The 17421-nt window shown below is 36.3% G+C and carries 17 protein-coding genes; 14 read left to right on the forward strand and 3 right to left on the reverse strand.

What is annotated here, in order from left to right:
• Nucleotides 1–148 precede the first annotated feature (148 nt).
• The 6 genes from tyrS (at nt 149) to FFM65_RS11280 (ending at nt 6331) form a co-directional block, all read left to right on the forward strand.
• Nucleotides 149–1393 (forward strand): tyrosine--tRNA ligase, encoded by a 1245-nt coding sequence (gene tyrS, locus FFM65_RS11255; RefSeq protein WP_119318838.1) that lies wholly within the window; start codon nt 149–151, stop codon nt 1391–1393.
• Between the two features lie 267 nt (nt 1394–1660).
• Nucleotides 1661–2611, forward strand: a complete 951-nt coding sequence (locus FFM65_RS11260) for an aspartate carbamoyltransferase catalytic subunit (RefSeq protein ID WP_119318839.1) — start codon at nt 1661–1663, stop codon at nt 2609–2611.
• A complete protein-coding gene (gene pyrC, locus FFM65_RS11265) occupies nt 2568–3839 on the forward strand; it encodes a dihydroorotase (RefSeq protein WP_119318840.1) in 1272 nt (423 codons plus the stop codon). Before FFM65_RS11260 ends, pyrC begins: the two co-directional genes overlap by 44 nt.
• A gap of 16 nt (nt 3840–3855) precedes the next feature.
• The gene (gene pyrF / locus FFM65_RS11270) at nt 3856–4548 is read left to right on the forward strand and encodes an orotidine-5'-phosphate decarboxylase (RefSeq protein WP_119318841.1); all 693 of its coding nucleotides are present in this window, start codon (nt 3856–3858) and stop codon (nt 4546–4548) included.
• On the forward strand, nt 4548–5186 hold the full coding sequence (pyrE, locus tag FFM65_RS11275; RefSeq protein ID WP_119318842.1) for an orotate phosphoribosyltransferase: 639 nt from the start codon (nt 4548–4550) through the stop codon (nt 5184–5186). The genes pyrF and pyrE overlap by 1 nt, the downstream gene beginning before the upstream one ends.
• Nucleotides 5186–6331 (forward strand): quinone-dependent dihydroorotate dehydrogenase, encoded by a 1146-nt coding sequence (locus tag FFM65_RS11280; protein ID WP_119318843.1) that lies wholly within the window; start codon nt 5186–5188, stop codon nt 6329–6331. The genes pyrE and FFM65_RS11280 overlap by 1 nt, the downstream gene beginning before the upstream one ends.
• A 56-nt stretch (nt 6332–6387) precedes the next feature.
• Here the strand turns inward: FFM65_RS11280 and FFM65_RS11285 are convergent, their stop codons facing one another.
• Both FFM65_RS11285 and FFM65_RS11290 read right to left on the reverse strand, forming a co-directional pair.
• Nucleotides 6388–7974, reverse strand: a complete 1587-nt coding sequence (locus FFM65_RS11285; RefSeq protein ID WP_119318844.1) for an L-lactate permease — start codon at nt 7972–7974, stop codon at nt 6388–6390.
• A gap of 117 nt (nt 7975–8091) precedes the next feature.
• Nucleotides 8092–8355 (reverse strand): hypothetical protein, encoded by a 264-nt coding sequence (locus FFM65_RS11290; RefSeq protein WP_119318845.1) that lies wholly within the window; start codon nt 8353–8355, stop codon nt 8092–8094.
• Between the two features lie 124 nt (nt 8356–8479).
• On the opposite strand from FFM65_RS11290, the gene FFM65_RS11295 reads away from it, so the two are divergent.
• The gene (locus FFM65_RS11295) at nt 8480–8977 is read left to right on the forward strand and encodes an acyl-CoA thioesterase (RefSeq protein ID WP_119318846.1); all 498 of its coding nucleotides are present in this window, start codon (nt 8480–8482) and stop codon (nt 8975–8977) included.
• A gap of 69 nt (nt 8978–9046) precedes the next feature.
• Here FFM65_RS11295 and FFM65_RS11300 read toward each other — a convergent pair whose 3' ends face one another.
• Nucleotides 9047–9589: a hypothetical protein gene (locus FFM65_RS11300; RefSeq protein ID WP_119318847.1), complete on the reverse strand. Its 543-nt coding sequence runs from the start codon at nt 9587–9589 to the stop codon at nt 9047–9049.
• A gap of 170 nt (nt 9590–9759) precedes the next feature.
• Here FFM65_RS11300 and FFM65_RS11305 point away from each other — a divergent pair, with 170 nt between their 5' ends.
• The 7 genes from FFM65_RS11305 (at nt 9760) to FFM65_RS11335 (ending at nt 17400) form a co-directional block, all read left to right on the forward strand.
• Nucleotides 9760–11265, forward strand: a complete 1506-nt coding sequence (locus FFM65_RS11305) for a YfcC family protein (RefSeq protein ID WP_057814258.1) — start codon at nt 9760–9762, stop codon at nt 11263–11265.
• Nucleotides 11266–11298: 33 nt separating this feature from the next.
• Nucleotides 11299–12633 carry a M20 family metallopeptidase gene (locus FFM65_RS11310; protein ID WP_010020043.1) on the forward strand — a complete coding sequence of 445 codons (1335 nt, stop codon included), beginning with the start codon at nt 11299–11301 and terminating at the stop codon, nt 12631–12633.
• A 145-nt stretch (nt 12634–12778) separates the two neighbouring features.
• Complete coding sequence (gene aroA, locus FFM65_RS11315) at nt 12779–14080, forward strand: 3-phosphoshikimate 1-carboxyvinyltransferase (protein ID WP_119318848.1); 1302 nt, start codon at nt 12779–12781, stop codon at nt 14078–14080.
• 74 nt (nt 14081–14154) lie between these two features.
• Entirely contained in the window at nt 14155–14973 is an 819-nt protein-coding gene (locus FFM65_RS11320) for a Cof-type HAD-IIB family hydrolase (RefSeq protein WP_119318849.1), read from the forward strand.
• A 237-nt stretch (nt 14974–15210) separates the two neighbouring features.
• Entirely contained in the window at nt 15211–15519 is a 309-nt protein-coding gene (locus FFM65_RS11325) for a PTS sugar transporter subunit IIB (protein ID WP_057814254.1), read from the forward strand.
• Nucleotides 15520–15613: 94 nt separating this feature from the next.
• Nucleotides 15614–15949 (forward strand): PTS lactose/cellobiose transporter subunit IIA, encoded by a 336-nt coding sequence (locus tag FFM65_RS11330; protein ID WP_059075006.1) that lies wholly within the window; start codon nt 15614–15616, stop codon nt 15947–15949.
• A 5-nt stretch (nt 15950–15954) separates the two neighbouring features.
• Nucleotides 15955–17400: a 6-phospho-beta-glucosidase gene (locus FFM65_RS11335; RefSeq protein ID WP_119318850.1), complete on the forward strand. Its 1446-nt coding sequence runs from the start codon at nt 15955–15957 to the stop codon at nt 17398–17400.
• Nucleotides 17401–17421 lie beyond the last annotated feature (21 nt).

Raw genomic sequence — 17421 nt, forward strand, 5'->3', positions numbered from 1 at the left:
GAAATCAAAATTCACGTCCAGTTGATGGAATAAAGTGCAAGTATGATTACTTGAATTTGGGTGGTACCGCGCATAAAAGCGTCCCTGCAATTATTGCAGAGGCGCTTTTTTTATTTCTTGAACTTGGACAATTACAGGAGGAAGATTTATGAACATTATTGATGAATTATCATGGCGTGGTTTGATCAATCAACAATCCGATGAAGAGGGATTGAGAAAATTAGTCGATGAAAAAGCTATTTCTTTATATTGTGGAATGGATCCAACTGGGGATTCAATGCACATCGGTCACTTGTTACCATTTATGACTTTGGAAAGATTTGCTAAAGCTGGTCACCATCCTTATATCGTTATTGGTGGTGCTACTGGTTCAATCGGTGATCCAAGTGGTAAAAAAGCTGAACGTCCTATGCAAACAATGGATCAAGTTAACCACAACGTAGAGGCTTTGAGTAATCAAGCTAATAAAATTTTCAGTAACTTCACCATGGTCAACAACTACGACTGGACTCATCAAATCGGCATTTTGGACTTCTTGCGTGACTACGGTAAATTATTCAACGTTAATACAATGTTAAACAAGGAAATTATTTCTAGTCGTCTAGAAGTAGGTATTTCCTTCACTGAATTTACTTACCAAATTCTACAATCACTTGATTTCTTAACACTTTACCGTCAACACAACGTACAATTGCAAGTTGGTGGTGGCGATCAATGGGGTAATTTGACTGCTGGTTTGGATTTGATCCACAAAGCTGAAGGTCAAGATGCTAAAGTTTACGCTTTGACAATTCCATTGCTTCTTAAATCTGACGGTACAAAATTCGGTAAAACTGCTGGTGGTGCTGTTTGGCTTGATCCTAAAAAGACTTCTCCTTATGAATTCTATCAATTCTGGTTCAACCAAGATGACAAAGATGTTATCAACCTATTGAAGAAATTTACTTTCTTATCAAAAGAAGAAATCGACAAATTGGCTGAAGCAGTTAAAACTGCACCTGAAAAACGTTTGGCACAAAAGACTTTGGCAGAAGAAGTTACTAAATTTGTTCACGGTGAAGAAGCCTTGAAGACTGCTGAAAAGATCACTGATGTTTTATTCTCTGGTGAAATCCAAGAATTAACAACAGAAGAAGTAGCTGAAGCCTTCCATGGTGTTCCTAGTGAAGAAATCTCAAGTGATCCTATCAATTTAGTTGATCTTTTGATTGCTGTTAATGTCGACAAGTCAAAACGTCAAGCTCGTGAAGATATTCAAAATGGTGCTATCAGAATCAATGGTGAGAGATTGACTGATACAACAACTGAAATCGATCCAAAAGATTCATTTGACGGCAAATACATTGTAATTCGTCGTGGTAAGAAGAAATATTTCTTGGCAAAAATTAACTAATACTATTGACTGAGAATGTGAAATCGTTTATATTATTTGCAACGAAAACTTTTAATCGAGTCCTGTGAGGCTTGGAAGGTTACTTACACATTAGACAGAAAAAGTGTAAACTTCCTTTCCTTGTGGGATAGGAAGTTTTTTGTTTACTAAAAAATAAATCGTCAGGGAACTTTTAAATAGATCCAGTGAGGTCTGAAAGGTCGGTTGAACACCAAACTTTTAGGGGTAGCTGGATAAAAGCTATCCCTTTTAATTTGGAGGAAAACAATGAAAAATATACTTTCTATGTCACAATTATCAAATGAAGAGGTACTGAACTTAATTGATTCAGCGATTGATTTCAAAGCCGGTAAGAAGTCAGAAATCGGTCAAGATAAATTTGCCATTAATTTATTTTTTGAAAACAGTACAAGAACAAAATCTAGTTTCCAAGTGGCTGAAATGAAGCTAGGAATGAAAGAAATCGAATTCGAAGCATCAACATCTTCAACTTCTAAAGGTGAGACACTTTATGACACTGTCAAAACTGAAGAAAGCATCGGTGCAAGCGTAGCGGTTATTCGTCACAGCCAAGATAAGTATTACGAAGATTTAGTAAATAACCACAATTTAAAGATTCACATCATCAATGGTGGGGATGGTACTGGTCAACATCCTTCACAATCACTTTTGGATTTAATGACAATCTATGAACATTTTGGTAGCTTTGATGGTTTGAAAGTTGGGATTATTGGCGACTTAAGTCATTCACGAGTAGCTCATTCAAATGCTGAAATTTTAACAAGATTAGGAGCTCAAGTTTGTTTTGGTGGTTTAGATTCATGGTACACACCAGAATTTGCAGAAATTGGACCACACATGAGTGTCGACGAGCTTTGCCAAGAAATGGATGTTGTAATGTTACTCAGAGTTCAACACGAACGTCTTTCTGCTGAAGAAAACAAGAATTTCTCAAAAGCTGACTATTTTGAAAAATATGGTTTGGATATGGATCGTGTCAATATGATGAAACCAGATGCTATGATCATGCATCCAGCTCCAGTAAATCGAGGAGCAGAAATTGCTGACGATGTCGTAGAATGCGATAAATCATATATTTTCCCTCAAATGGCTAACGGTGTCTTTATGAGAATGGCAATGATTGAAGCGGTTTTAGAAGGAGACAATGCAGAAGATGAACTTACTGGTCAAAAATGCAAAATTGTTCTACACAAATAAATTAATCAATTGTGATCTCTTGATTGAAGATGGCAAGTTTTCAAAAATTGCCGAAAATATTCATCCTCAAGGCAGTAAAATAATCGATGCCAAGTTCAATCTAGTTACGCCAGGTTTGGTTGATATTCACGTCCATTTCAGAGAACCAGGCCAAGTTCACAAAGAAACGATTGAAACAGGAACAAAAGCCTCAGCTCATGGCGGCTTTACGACAGTCGGTGCGATGCCTAATGTTATTCCCGTACCTGACGATGCCGAAAAATTTACGAAGCAAATTGAATTGAATCAGAAGAATTCAGTTATCCATACTTTGCAATATGCACCGGTCACTAAAGATGAAACGAGTGATGAATTAGTTGATATTGAAAAGTTAAGCGAATTAGGAGCCTTTGCTTTTTCAAATGATGGTCATGGGATCATGAATGCTAAGTCGATGTTTGACGCTATGGAAAGGATTGCAGCTATTAACAGTCATTTAGCGGCCCACGTTGAAGACAAGAACCTCTTTAATAAAGGAGTCATTAATTTTGGACCAGCAGCTACACGTTTAGGCTTGCCAGGTATCCAACAAGTAGCAGAGACATCGCAATTAGCTAGAGATTTGATGTTAGCTAAAGAGACTGGCGTTCACTATCACGTTTGCCACATTTCTACTAAAGATGGTGTGGATTTAGTCAGAATGGCTAAGGACGCTGGAATTAACGTTACTTGTGAAGTATCGCCACACCACTTGTTATTGAGTGAAGACGATATTTTGACCGATGATGCTAATTTCAAGATGAATCCACCATTGCGTAGTGAAAATGATCGTCAAGCTTTAATCAGTGGTCTACAAGATGGCACGATCGATATGATTGCGACCGACCATGCACCACATGCTGAAAATGAGAAGAATCAAGGTTTTGAAAAGAGTGCCTTTGGGATTACTGGTATCGAAACGAGTTTCCCATTGATGTACAGTCGCTTAGTCAAGACTGGCATCATCAGCTTAGAGAAATTATTGAACCTGATGTCGACTAATCCAAGTAGGATTTTTGAATTAAATGAAGCTGGAGAAATTAAGCTCGGACAAAAAGCTGATTTTTCAATCATTAATTTAGATGACGAATTTGAAATTAAAAAGGAGAATTTTATTTCCAAAGGTTTCAACAGTCCATTTATCGGACAAAAGGTCTTTGGTTCAGTGCAACAAACTTATTGTGATGGACAACTAGTCTATTCGAAATAAAGAATGAGGGGTAAAAATGAATAAGCCAGTAATAGTAGCGTTAGATTTTGCAGATGATTTTGAATGTATTAACTTTTTGAATCAATTTCCTAAGGATCAAAAATTGTTTTTGAAGATTGGTTTGGAAATGTTTTGTCAATTCGGTTATCCGTTTGTTAGAAACTTAAGAGAACGTGGTTACAATATTTTTCTCGATTTGAAGTTGCATGATATTCCCAATACAGTTAAGAGAACTTGTGAAATGATTGCTAAGTGGGATGTTCAAATGTTAACCGTTCATGCCAGTGGTGGTGCTGAAATGATTGCTGCTGCCAAAAAAGGTCTAGTAGGTTCTGATACAAAGTTACTTGCTGTTACACAATTGACTTCATTAGGACAAACTGAATTAAGGGATGAATTGCAAGTACCACTTCAATCTCAAGACTACGTTACTCATCTAGCAAAATTAGCGTTTGACAACAAAGCCGATGGCGTTATTTCGTCAGCCTTGGAAGTGCCAATGATCAAACAAGCTACTAGTGAAAACTTTTTATGCGTTACCCCAGGTATTCGTCCCAAAGCATCACAAGTGGAAGATCAAAAGCGTGTCGCTACACCAGCCAAAGCTAAAACTTTAGGTAGTGATGCGATTGTAGTCGGTCGTCCGATTACTTTAGCTGAAAATGGTTATCAAGCATACATGAATATTTGTAAGGAGTGGAATAAATAATGGATAAAATCTCAGTCGCAAACAATATTGCCAGTCAATTATTAAAAATCAAGGCGGTAACCTTGAATCCCAAAGAACCTTTCGTTTGGGCTAGTGGTATTAAGGCTCCGATTTATACGGACAACCGTTTGACCATTGCTTATCCAAATTTTCGCCAAACAATTGCACATGATTTAGCTGAATTGATCAAAGAAAAATATCCCGATGCTGAAGTTATCGGAGGAGTTGCTACAGCAGGAATCCCACATGCTACTGGTGTTTCTAATATTTTGAACTTGCCATTGAACTATGTACGTCCTCAAAAAAAGGATCACGGCAAGAAGAGTCAAATTGAAGGTCGTTGTCAAAAGGGCGACAAAGTTGTTTTGATCGATGACTTGATTTCAACTGGTGGCAGTATTTTAAAAGCTGTCAAAGCCGTTGAAGAAGAGGGTGGTGATGTGATTGGAACTGTCGCAATTTTCTCTTATGATTTACCAGAAAGTACCAAGAACTTTGCCGATGCTCACACTAAATTATTTACATTAACGGATTATCCAACCATGATTCAAGTGGCTCAAAAATTGGATTATGTTGAAGAAAGCGATATGGAATTATTGCAACAATGGTATCAAGATCCAGAAAGTTGGGGTAAATAATGAGTCTATATAAGTTAGTTCGTCCAGTGATTTTCAAAGGTGATCCTGAAGTTGACCATCATTTAGTGGCTAGTGGTTTAAAGATGTTCAACAAGACGCCGGAAGTTTTGGAAACGATGTTTCAAGCTAAAAAGCCTAATAATATTAAGGTGACCGTCAAAGGAGTTACCTTCGACTCACCAATTGGTATTGCTGCAGGTTTTGACAAAAAAGCTGAATTTTATAATAGTTTAGGTGCTTTAGGTGCCGGATTCGTCGAAATTGGTAGTATCACTAAAAATAATCAACCCGGCAATAAGAAAAAACGGATCTTTCGTCTGCCAGAAGACAACGCCATTATCAATCGTATGGGTCTGAATAATTTAGGCGTTGAGGAGACAAGACGTCATCTGGCTAATACTCCTAAACATGTTAAAGTTGGTATTAGCGTGGCCCCAGGACATGGTTTGAGCAGTGAAAAAATGGTCGAAGAGATGGTTGAAGACATCAAAGAGATTCATTCTTTTGGTGACTATATTGCTTTGAATCAAAGTTGCCCTAACCAAAAAGGTGTGACAACTTTACAAGAAATTCCGGTAGCTAAGAACTTGTTGCAAAAGATTCACAATTTGCACATTAAGGAACCAGTATTTTGTAAATTTGGCAATGACATCACTGCTGAACAACTAATTGAATTGATTAATGAGACTGACGGTTTGATGGATGGAATTATTTTGACTAATACAGCTTCAAACCCTAGTCCAATTCATGACAATCTCAAGTCAGCTCATAAAAATGAGGGTGGTGGTCTCAGCGGTAAGCCAATCTTCAAGAAATCATTGAGTTTGACTAGAGCGATTCATGCTGCCTTTCCTAATCTACCAATCATGTTCTCCGGTGGGGTATTTACTCCTGAAGATGCCAAAGCAGCTTTGAATGCTGGAGCAAGTTTGGTTCAAGTTTATACGGGCTTTATTTATAACGGACCTACTTTAATGAAACAAATTAATAAATATTTATCAGAAAATGAAATTATTAATTCAAATGATTACCAAAATGTTTGCGAAGCTCCAATTAGAGATTCTGAAGATATAACTGTTACACCAATTAACGAAGATAAAAAATTGGAATTGGATGCCAACTCTGGCGCATCATTTCACGAATAATAAATAAGAGCCAAGATTGTGTTTTTCTACAATCTTGGCTCTTATTTTGTCATTTTTTAGATAACGAGTGTGAAGATGAAACCAACGATACCAACTACTAGTCCGTAAATTAAAGCCGGTACGGCGGTTTTTCTTAAGATATTTCCTTCTTGTCCAGCAAGCCCAACGACTGAACTAACTGAAACGATATTGTGAACACAGATCATGTTACCAGCAGCTGCACCAATCAACTGAGCCGCTAAAACTAAGTCAGTACCGACGCCAGCTTTTGTAGCGATATCGGCTTGAATTTGTCCGAAAGTCAAAGTCGAAACGGTCGTACTACCAGTTACGAATGAACCTAATTGTCCTAAGAATGGCGCAATGACGATCCAAACAGAAGATAGGTATTTGGAAATAATTTGAGCGATATACATTGGCATGCTAGGGATGTTACTTTGATTTAATTCTGAATTAGTGAAAATTTGTACCATGATCAAAGTAACTATCAAAGCAATCGCCGTAGATTTCATTGAAAAAGCAACCTTTTTAGCAGTGGGTAAGAAGGCCTTGAGTGATTTGACTTGAAGCAATAAACCAATGATAGCCGCAATTGTTAATAGAGTACCAGGAGAATAGAGAAATTCCCAATCTGAATTGATTTGCTTGAAACCAAGAATATTATTCCAAGATAAATTGATATTTTGAGTCAAAAAATTCTTTAGAGGCATGATAGTTCTGGTAGCTAAAAGTAATAAAATAACGACGATGTATGGAGACCAAGCTGTTAATAAGGACATTGAATGATCGGATTTGATTTCTTTTTTAGAAATTGTCCAAGGCTTTTGGAGAATTTTTTTAGGCAATAAGAAGTTAAATTTAATAGAAACAATGGCAATGATTATCGTGAAAAATGGGGCTAAGATTGCTACAAATTCGTAACTGATCAAGAATGAAACCATTAGAGCGAATAAACTGTAAACTAAGCCGATAAACAAAGTCCAAGGTATTAAGGCTAAAAAATCTTTTGATTTATTCTTGTCATTTTTGCCAAAGAGGAATATCAACATGAAGACTAATAAAAGTGGCATGAATGTTCCAGAAAATAAGTCTAATTGAGTGATACGTTGACCGATATTATTTAAAAAATCGCCCTTATCACTGACATTACTCAATCCAACTGTTAAAGGTGTTCCTACAGCACCAAAGGAAGCGGGAGTTGAATCGGCTACTAGCGATAAAGTGACCGCAGCCATGGGTGAATATCCTAAAGCAATCATCAAAGGTGCTGTAACCATTGCTGGCGTACCAAATCCAGAAACTCCTTCGATCAAGCCACCAAACAAGAAGGCTACTAAAATCAATTGGAGACGCATATCACCGGAAATTTGATGGAATCCAGAATTGATACGGTCGATTGCTCCAGTGTGCTGCAAAATATTCAGCATCATCAAAGCACCAAATAATATCCAAAGAATGGGAAGTGCCTTGTGAATGGATTGAAAAATTGATGCTAACAATACTTTAGTAGGCATTTTCCAAAAGAAATAACCTTCTAACAAGACAATCGCTGCACTGATCGACATCCCTTTGGTAGCTGGCAAGTTGAGAATACCTAAAAGGATTAGTGGCAAAATAACAGCAGAAAGTGCGATTAAAATCATAAAAAACTCCCTCTTTTAAATTAATTTTATATATTATATAATTTTTTACTTATGTTTGGGAACAGATTTTGAAAAAATTTTAATCAAAAAACGAACCTAAAATAAATATAGGTTCGTTTATAACATTTTAAGAGGACCGCCATCGATTCCTTTGGTAACGGTTACATCGTCAGGATTGATTTCAGTATTCTCAGTCAATAGTTTATTCAAATGTCTGTTGAAGTCTTCTTCATCTAGCTGTGATTTAACATGCCAAGATGAGAAATCTCCATTAGTAAAAATATCACCGAGTTTTTCAAAAGCGTCGATTTTTTTAGGATCGATTAAATTATCAGATTTAATGTCTACAAAATAGTTGGTATACCACAATAAGAACGCCATAATTTCCTCCGAAAGTTGTATTACTACTATCATAATATAATTTATTTGGTAGCGGTTAACTTTTTGGCAAAAAAGATTGTTAGAATTGAATACTACTATTAGAATATCCCTAGAGAGGTAGATTATGACTCAAAAGACGTGTCAACAAACGAGAACTATTAGTGAACGAATAATTTTTGATAAAGATTTAAATGATAAAAAAACGCTCTTCGGTGGAAAAACTTTGAGTTTATTGGACGAGAATGCTGGCCTAGCTAGTTTTAAGTTCGTCAAAGGCAAGATCGCTACCGCCGGATATGATCACGTTAATTTTTGGAATCCAATCACGACTGATAAATACATCAAGATGGAATCTTTTGTGACGGGTGTACATCACCGACAGATAGAAGTCTTTACGAAAGTTATTAGTCACGATTTAAAAACTGATAAATCTGAAATTGCTTTTACCAGTTTTTGCACTTTAATAGTCTTAAAATCTAATGATGAAATGGAAATTCCCAAAATCATTCCTGAAACTGCTGAAGAAAAATATCTTTGCCAAGGGTTTGAAACTCGTTTAAAACAAAGAAAAGCTGAATATTTACAAAAAAATGAATTCTTAGGACATTTGAGCCTAAATTAAAGGAAACTGAGATGAAAATTAAAAGCCGCAATAGAGTGTATGATAGACATTCTATTGCGGCTTTTTTGATCAATCGATTTTCTCAGCTAATTTTTTTAAGACATTGCTTAAACGGAACAAAGTATTTTTGGAATCGTGAAATTGATTATAACTCAAATCTAAATCAATTTTGTCTTGATTGATTTCCAGTCGTAGAAAAAATGGCTTTCTCAAAAAAGGCAAAAAAGACTGCTTGGCAGGTTTAATGGTCAAAAGATTATCTAAATCATATTGATTGTTGCGTTCAATAATTTTGAAGCCCTTGATCTGCGAGTAACTGATAAATTGAAATTCCGTTCGATTGGGAAAGAGAATCATTTTTAATTTATCCCAATATGAGTTCATTTTGTAGTACGAAATTCCATGATTTTCTAGTTGCCAATGACCAAATATTTTTGGTAAATTGACCGGAAAATAGATGCAAAGTAACAAAAATAAAACTGCCAAAAATGATATTATTGCAATTTTAATGTTAGCGATTAACCCCAGACCACCAACTAAAAAACCACCAATGAAACTGACAATTAATGGACGATGATTGATTCTTTTTCCGAATTCGATCGTATCAGTCATTCTAATGTCTCCCTCTTAAATCTAATAATATTGTAATATTTTGTAATCGTTTACACAACTGGCATTAAAGGAAAATTTATTTACAAATATTTCCATGGAAACCATTGTAATAGTTTATTTTATCGTATATCCTGAAACTATATTATAAATATATATAGGAGGGTTGATTCATGGGAAAAAAAGCTAAAAAATGGCAAATGCCGTCGGCATATACAATTTTATTCTTCTTAATTATTTTAGTTGCCATTTTGACTTGGATTATACCAGCAGGTGAGTACGCAACCACTAAAGCAGGAAATATTATTGCAGGTACGTACAAAGCCCGCGCAAGCAGTCCTCAAGGTATTTGGGACGTATTTTTAGCACCGATCAACGGAATGGTTGGTACCGATGTTACTGAAGGGTCAATTTCAGTCTCGCTATTTATCCTAGTTATCGGTGGATTTTTAGGTGTCGTCAATAAGACTAAGGCCTTGGATGATGGTATCAGTTCTACCGTTCAAAAGTATAAGGGTAAAGAAAAGGCACTTATTCCTATTTTAATGACATTATTTGCCATCGGTGGTTCTACTTATGGTATGGGGGAAGAAACAATTGCTTTCTACCCAATTTTGATCCCAGTTATGATCAGTGTTGGTTATGACTCGATCACAGCGATTTCTCTAGCTTTAATTGGTTCACAAGTTGGATGTTTGGCTTCAACAGTTAACCCATTTGCGACTGGTGTTGCTTCACAGACAATCAATATTTCACCTGGTGACGGGTTGATTCCACGTTTCATTCTTTTGATTTTAGTAACTGGAATCAGTATTTTTTACGTTATGCACTATGCAGACAAAATCAAGAAAGATCCATCACAATCATACGTTTTTGAGCGTCGTCAGAAGGATTTGGAAGAATTCTCTATGGCCGATAGAACTATTGGTGAAAAACTAACTAAGAAACAAAAGAGCGTTCTTTGGTTGTTTGCACTTACTTTCGTAGTTATGATCACTAGTTTGATTCCTTGGTCAAGTTTGAATCCAAATTGGACATTCTTTGACAGCTTTACAAAATGGTTAACAAACGTACCATTCTTAGGTGCTTTGATTGGTAAAGACATTGCGCCACTTGGTACATGGTACTTTACAGAAATCACAACATTATTCTTCATGATGTCAGTTATCATTATGTTCATCTTTGGTATGAAAGAATCAGAATATATTGATGCCTTTTTGAATGGTATGAATGAATTCTTAAGTGTTGCGATTATCGTTGCAGTTGCTCGTGGTATTCAAGTTATCATGAACAATGGTTATATTACAGCTACAGTTCTACACGCTGGTGAAACAGGACTTCAAAATCTTTCTGCCGGTGTCTTCATCGTTTTGACATACATTTTCTACATTCCAATGTCATTCTTGATTCCTTCAACTTCTGGACTAGCTGCCGCTACAATGGGAATTATGGGACCATTAGGTAAGTTCTCTGGTGTTGACGGATCATTAGTTATCACAGCTTATCAATCAGCTTCAGGATTGGTTAACTTGATTACACCAACTTCAGGTATCGTTATGGGTGCTTTAGCTATTGGACACGTAAGTATCGTTAAATGGTGGAAGTACATGTGGAAGCTGGTTGCCATCTTGTTCGTGGTAATTGCAGTCTTCTTAGTTATTTGCTCGATGTTTAAGTAATTTTATTTAAATAATTTTTTGGGGGAAAGAACAATGGAAAAATTTATTACAGATGAAATTCAAGATGCAGCTATTAAGGATTTAGGCAAATTAGTTGGTGTTGCTTCATACAATGAACCAGCTGAACCTAATGCTCCCTTTGGTAAAGGTCCGAAAGCTGCTTTGGATAAAGTTTTGGAAATTATCGGTAATTTAGGTTTTAAGACTTACGAAGATCCAGATGGCTATTATGGCTATGCTGATATTGGTGAAGGTGATGAAACCTTTGGTATCGTTGGTCACGTTGATGAAGTGCCAGCCGGCAACTTAGAAGCCTGGGATGTAGAGCCTTATCAATTGACTGAAAAAGATGGCAAGTTGTATGGTCGTGGAACTCAAGATGACAAAGGACCTACAATTGCTGCTATTTATGCCGTTAAATCTATCCTCGATAAAGGTTATAAATTAAATAAAAAGATTCGTGTGATTTTTGGTACTGACGAAGAGATTCTTTGGAGATGCTTAGCAGAATACAACAAGAAGGAAGATCCAATCGATTTAGGTATTGCACCAGATGCCGAGTTTCCATTGATTTATGCTGAAAAAGGTTTGCAACAATCACATTTGTTTGGACCTGGATCAACAGAATTAAATATCGATTTGGAAAATGCCTTCAATGCTGTACCTGGCAAAGCTATATACAATGGTCCAAAGCAAGACGAAGTAATGGCTGCTTTGAAAGCTCATAATTTTGAAGCCGACCAAACAGCTGATGGTATTGAAGTTCACGGTCATTCAGTTCATGCTATGAATGCTCCAGAAGGAACTAACGCTGTGGTCAGATTAGGAATTGCTTTGGCTGACGTTTATCCTGATATCAAAGTATTGCAATTCTTGAAAGACTTTGGCGAAGATGCTAATGCTACTAACTTGTTAGGTGATATTTCTGATGATGTTTCTGGTAAATTGACTTTCAACATTTCTAGTTTGAAGATCACTCCAGAAGAATCTAAGATGCAAATCGATATGAGAATTCCTGTTAAGATCGACCATGACGAGTTGATTCAAAAAGTTTCTGATGCAGTTGCCAAATACGACATGAGATATGAAAACTTCGATTATGTTGCACCACTTTATGTGCCAACTGATAGCACTTTGGTTAAAACTTTGATGCAAACTTATCAAGACTTAACCGGCGACACGAAGTCACAACCAGCTATTTCTGGTGGAGCAACTTTTGCTAGAACAATGCACAACTGTGTAGCTTTTGGTGGAATGTTGCCTACAACGCCTGATTTCATGCACCAAGCTAATGAAAATTGGAGTAAAGCAGATATGAGAAAAGCTATGGAAATATTTGCAGAAGCAATTTATAGATTGTGCTTCTAGAATGAAAATTTGATAGGGCGAAAGCCCTATTTTTTTGTCTTCAAGACTAAAAGTTTGTTTTATATCCCAAAATTAGGTAGCGTAACAGTAAGAAAACAAAGAGAGAAGTAAGATAATGAACAGCTTATTAATGAGGTGTATTTAAATATTTAACTATAATACGAAAGCACACAAGTTCAAGTTTCAAGGTGAAGTGACGGTTCCAGGTGATAAAAGTATTGCCCACTTAGCTATTACTTTGGGATCTTTGGCTAGTGGCGTTACTCAAATTGGCAATTTTAATTATGCCGATGATTTAGCTGTTACTGCTAAAACCTTTCAACAATTAGGGGCTAAGATACATACAGAAGTTAGTACCAAAGCAATGGTCATTAAGGGAGTAGATCATCATCTAAAGCCTTTAGACAAACCATTGAATATCGAAAATGTTGGAACACTAGAGAGTTTGTTGCTCGGCGTTTTGGCAAGCAGTCCCAATCAGTATGAAGTAAGAGGAGGAGACTATCTTTCAAAACGGCCTAATGATCGTCTAGTAGAACTTCTTCAAGAAATGGGTGCTAGTTACCAGACTTTGGGAGAAAATTCGTTACCGGCTAAAATAACTGGTAGTGAGAACTTAAAGGGAATAGTTTATCATCAAGATATTTCTAGTGCCCAAATTAAAAGTAGTCTGATGTTAGCTGGCATTTATGCTAAAAGCAATACGACGATTATTCGTAAACAAGCAACGCGTAATCATACAGAAGTATTGTTAAATTATTTTGGCGGGAATGTTTCAGTCGATCCTGATACGATTATTGTTCATCCCGGAGCTCAATTAAAAGGTCAAAGCATTACGATTCCAGGCGACTTTTCTTCAGCTGCTTTGTATATTGCTGGAGCTTTATTGTCTAAAGGAAGTCAAATAACTTTGCCACGAGTCAGCTTGAACTCTACAAGAATTGGACTTTTAAATGTCGCTAAACAAATGGGAGCTAATATTTATGTCGATCATCGTTCAATCAATAGTGTCGAACCTTATGGCGATTTAATTATTAAATATCAAAAATTGCACGGTACTAAAATCACGAATAAGCAAGTACCTTTTATTATTGATGAAATACCTTTAATAGCATTGATGGCTTCACAAGCCAGCGGACAAACGGTAATTGAAGGTATTCACGATGTTCACTTGCAACTAGCCGACCGTATCAGAAATATGCGTGTGGAATTAGCCAAGTTAGGCATTGTTATGCAAGTTAATGATGATACGATCGTAATCGATGGCGACCAAAAGATTAATGTTAAAGATGATGTTGATAGTCACAATGATCATCGTATTGCCATGATGCTCTGTATCGCTTCAATTTTGACTGATAGTCCTTTTCAAATTAAAAATATTGAATCAATCGACGTTTCCTATCCAAGTTTTATTGCTGACATGAATAAAGTTCTCGTTAACAAGTAATTGGGTATTTGTTTTTTATAGGCAGTGTCGTATGATTAATGTAAATTGATTTTATGTAAGGGGTTACTTAATTAATGATCAAATTTATAGGGACTGACCTAGATGGGACGTTGTTAAACAGTTACAGTAAAATATCAACACAAAATGCGCAAGCCATCCGTGATGCGGTCAATTCTGGAATTGATTTTGCGATTTGCTCGGGGAGAACGTTGCATTCAGTTAATAAATTTTTTGAAAAGGACTTAAAAATTGACGGTTATCGAGTTGTTTTAAATGGTGCCGTTGTAATAGGGCCAAAAGGACAAAAGATAATCGATCAACCAATGGATCCAGTTATTATTGCTGAAATCCTGAGAAGGGCAGAATTTAGTAAGTTTAAAGTCGTTTTAGATGGACTCAATGATATTTACGTCTACGATCCTAACCACAGTTGGACAACTTATTTTGAAGGAATGGATCGTCATCACAAAAAAGCCCATTCAATCGCTGATTTGATGAAAATCAACCAAGATCAACAGATCAACATTTATAAAGTCTGTTTTAGTTGTGTACCAAAACAATTGCCATTTTTACAAAAGAAACTAGAATCATTCACTTCTATGCCGATAACTATTAGTCGTTCAGGAAGCTATTATTTTGAAATAAATGGTCAAGATGTCACTAAATTATCAGCTTTACAACGGATTTCTGAACACTCTGGAATTCCTATGGCTGATTTCATGTGCTTTGGTGATTATGGTAATGATTTAGATATGATCAAAGAAGTCGGTTATGGAGTAGCGATGGAAAATGCCATTGAGGGTGTTAAAAAAGTTGCTTGGAAGGTAACGGACAATAACAATCACGATGGTGTTGCTAAAATGATTCAACGTGTATTGAAAAAAGAATTTTAATTTATAGAAGCATCTATTCAGATTTTTAGTCATGAGACGAATTTGAATAGATGTTTTTGTTTGTCTGGAGAAAGTTTTTGAATAATTCTTTTAAAGAATATTTGTTTTTCGATAAAAACAACTTGATAAAATTTTTGATGAGTTATATACTCTAAGTGTTCTATGAAAGCGTTTTTAGTAAACGTTTTAGATAAAAAACAAACAAATAAATTTTATAACCAAGAGGGGTATTTCATTATGGCTGAAAAAACAATTATGTTATGTTGTGCCGCAGGTATGTCAACAAGTTTACTAGTATCAAAGATGCAAAAGGCTGCTGAAAGTGACGGCATCGATGCTGAAATCTTTGCTGCTGCTGCTGCCGATGCAGATGCAAAATTGGAAGAAAAACATCCAGATGTATTAATGCTTGGACCTCAAGTAAGATACATGGAAGGTCAATTCAAAGATAAGTTGAGTATTCCTGTTGAAGTTATTAATATGCAAGACTATGGAATGATGAATGGTGAAAAAGTTCTACGTGAAGCCGTAAAGCTAATCGGCTAATCATCAATAAAAACCAAACAAAAGGGGCGCAAATTGCACCCCTTTCGTTATTTAAAAATAAAGTAAGCGCTTAATTATTGAGGGAGAAATAAAAATGGCTGAAGAAAAACACGACGAACAACTACAAACAGTAATGGGATTAATTATTAATGGTGGAAATGCTAAGAGTTCTGCTTTTGAGGCAATTAATGCTGCTAAAAAAGGTCACTTTACAGTAGCAGATCAAAAATTAAAGGAATCTGATGACTTCTTAGTAGACGCTCACAACTCACAAACAGATATGCTTACTAAAGAAGCTAATGGTGAACATGCTAAAGTTACTTTGTTGATGGTTCACTCACAAGATCACATTATGAATGCTATTACATTTAGAGATCTAGCAGGAGAAATTGTTGATTTGTACAAGAAATTAGCCAAAGAAGGAGAATAATTTCTATGAGTGAAGGAATCAAAATGCCCAAAGGATTTCTTTGGGGCGGTGCCGTTGCTGCACACCAACTAGAAGGTGGTTGGAACGAAGGTGGCAAAGGTGTCAGCATTGCTGATGTCATGACTGCTGGTGCTAAAGGTGTCGCTAGAAAAGTTACCGATGGCGTTGAGGAAGGTCAAATTTATCCTAACCATTGGGGTAATGATTTTTATCATAAATATCCTGAAGATATTAAATTGTTTGCTGAATTGGGTTTGAAATGTTTCAGAACTTCGATTGCCTGGACGAGAATTTTTCCAAATGGCGATGAAACTGAACCTAACGAAGCTGGTTTGAAATTTTATGATGATATGTTTGACGAGTGTCTTAAATATGGTATTCAACCAGTAATCACTTTGTCACATTTTGAAATGCCATATCACTTAGTAAAAGAATATGGTGGTTTCAGCAACCGTAAAGTGATTGAATTCTTCGATCGTTTTGCCGAAGTTTGCTTCAGACGTTATAAGGACAAAGTTAAGTATTGGATGACTTTTAACGAAATCAATAATCAGACCGACTGGCGTGATCCACATCCATTGCTTCAAGACTCAGGTTTACAACTAGGCAAAGATGATAATTGGGAAGAAGCAATGTTCCAAGCAGCTCACTATGAGTTTGTGGCTAGTGCACATGCAGTTCAAATTGCCCACAAGATCGACCCAAGTTTAAAAGTTGGTTCAATGATTGCTATGTGTCCAGTCTATCCATTGACTTCTAAGCCAACTGACATTATGAAGGCTGAACGTGCAATGCAATATCGTTATTACTTTGGCGATGTACAAGCACTTGGTTTCTATCCTGAATGGATTACTAAGTATTGGGCTCGCAAGGGTTATAACCTAGATATTACTGCTGCTGATTTAGCAGATATCAAGGCTGGTACAGTTGATTACGTTGGCTTTAGCTATTACATGTCCTTTACAACAAAGGCTAAAGATGGGGAAACTCATTTTGACTATGACGAACACAATGATTTAGTTTCTAATCCTTACGTAGAAAAATCTGACTGGGGTTGGCAAATCGATCCAGTGGGACTTCGTTACGCAATGAACTGGATGACGACTCGTTGGCACAAGCCATTATTTATCGTTGAAAATGGTTTTGGCGCTTACGATAAATTAGAAGACGATAACAGTATTCATGATCCATATCGTATTTCATATTTCCACGATCACATTTTACAAATGGAGAAAGCTGTTCATGAAGATGGTGTTGATTTGATTGGATATACTCCATGGGGTCACATCGACTTGATCTCAGCAAGTACTGGGGAAATGAAGAAGCGTTACGGCATGATCTATGTTGACCAAGATGATGAAGGTAACGGAAGTCTCAAGCGTTACAAGAAAGATTCATTTGCTTGGTACAAAAAGGTTATCGCTTCTAATGGTGAAGATTTAACAGAGTAATAAAAAAGAATTGAGGGTTAA

The organism is Companilactobacillus formosensis (genome assembly GCF_005405305.1).
GTDB classification, from domain to species: domain Bacteria; phylum Bacillota; class Bacilli; order Lactobacillales; family Lactobacillaceae; genus Companilactobacillus; species Companilactobacillus formosensis.

Coding starts and splice junctions, on each gene's coding strand:
- tyrS (WP_119318838.1), top strand. CDS start 149: ATGAACATTATTGATGAATTATCATGGCGTGGTTTGATCAATCAACAA.
- FFM65_RS11260 (WP_119318839.1), top strand. CDS start 1,661: ATGAAAAATATACTTTCTATGTCACAATTATCAAATGAAGAGGTACTG.
- pyrC (WP_119318840.1), top strand. CDS start 2,568: ATGAACTTACTGGTCAAAAATGCAAAATTGTTCTACACAAATAAATTA.
- pyrF (WP_119318841.1), top strand. CDS start 3,856: ATGAATAAGCCAGTAATAGTAGCGTTAGATTTTGCAGATGATTTTGAA.
- pyrE (WP_119318842.1), top strand. CDS start 4,548: ATGGATAAAATCTCAGTCGCAAACAATATTGCCAGTCAATTATTAAAA.
- FFM65_RS11280 (WP_119318843.1), top strand. CDS start 5,186: ATGAGTCTATATAAGTTAGTTCGTCCAGTGATTTTCAAAGGTGATCCT.
- FFM65_RS11285 (WP_119318844.1), bottom strand. CDS start 7,974: ATGATTTTAATCGCACTTTCTGCTGTTATTTTGCCACTAATCCTTTTA.
- FFM65_RS11290 (WP_119318845.1), bottom strand. CDS start 8,355: ATGGCGTTCTTATTGTGGTATACCAACTATTTTGTAGACATTAAATCT.
- FFM65_RS11295 (WP_119318846.1), top strand. CDS start 8,480: ATGACTCAAAAGACGTGTCAACAAACGAGAACTATTAGTGAACGAATA.
- FFM65_RS11300 (WP_119318847.1), bottom strand. CDS start 9,589: ATGACTGATACGATCGAATTCGGAAAAAGAATCAATCATCGTCCATTA.
- FFM65_RS11305 (WP_057814258.1), top strand. CDS start 9,760: ATGGGAAAAAAAGCTAAAAAATGGCAAATGCCGTCGGCATATACAATT.
- FFM65_RS11310 (WP_010020043.1), top strand. CDS start 11,299: ATGGAAAAATTTATTACAGATGAAATTCAAGATGCAGCTATTAAGGAT.
- FFM65_RS11320 (WP_119318849.1), top strand. CDS start 14,155: ATGATCAAATTTATAGGGACTGACCTAGATGGGACGTTGTTAAACAGT.
- FFM65_RS11325 (WP_057814254.1), top strand. CDS start 15,211: ATGGCTGAAAAAACAATTATGTTATGTTGTGCCGCAGGTATGTCAACA.
- FFM65_RS11330 (WP_059075006.1), top strand. CDS start 15,614: ATGGCTGAAGAAAAACACGACGAACAACTACAAACAGTAATGGGATTA.
- FFM65_RS11335 (WP_119318850.1), top strand. CDS start 15,955: ATGAGTGAAGGAATCAAAATGCCCAAAGGATTTCTTTGGGGCGGTGCC.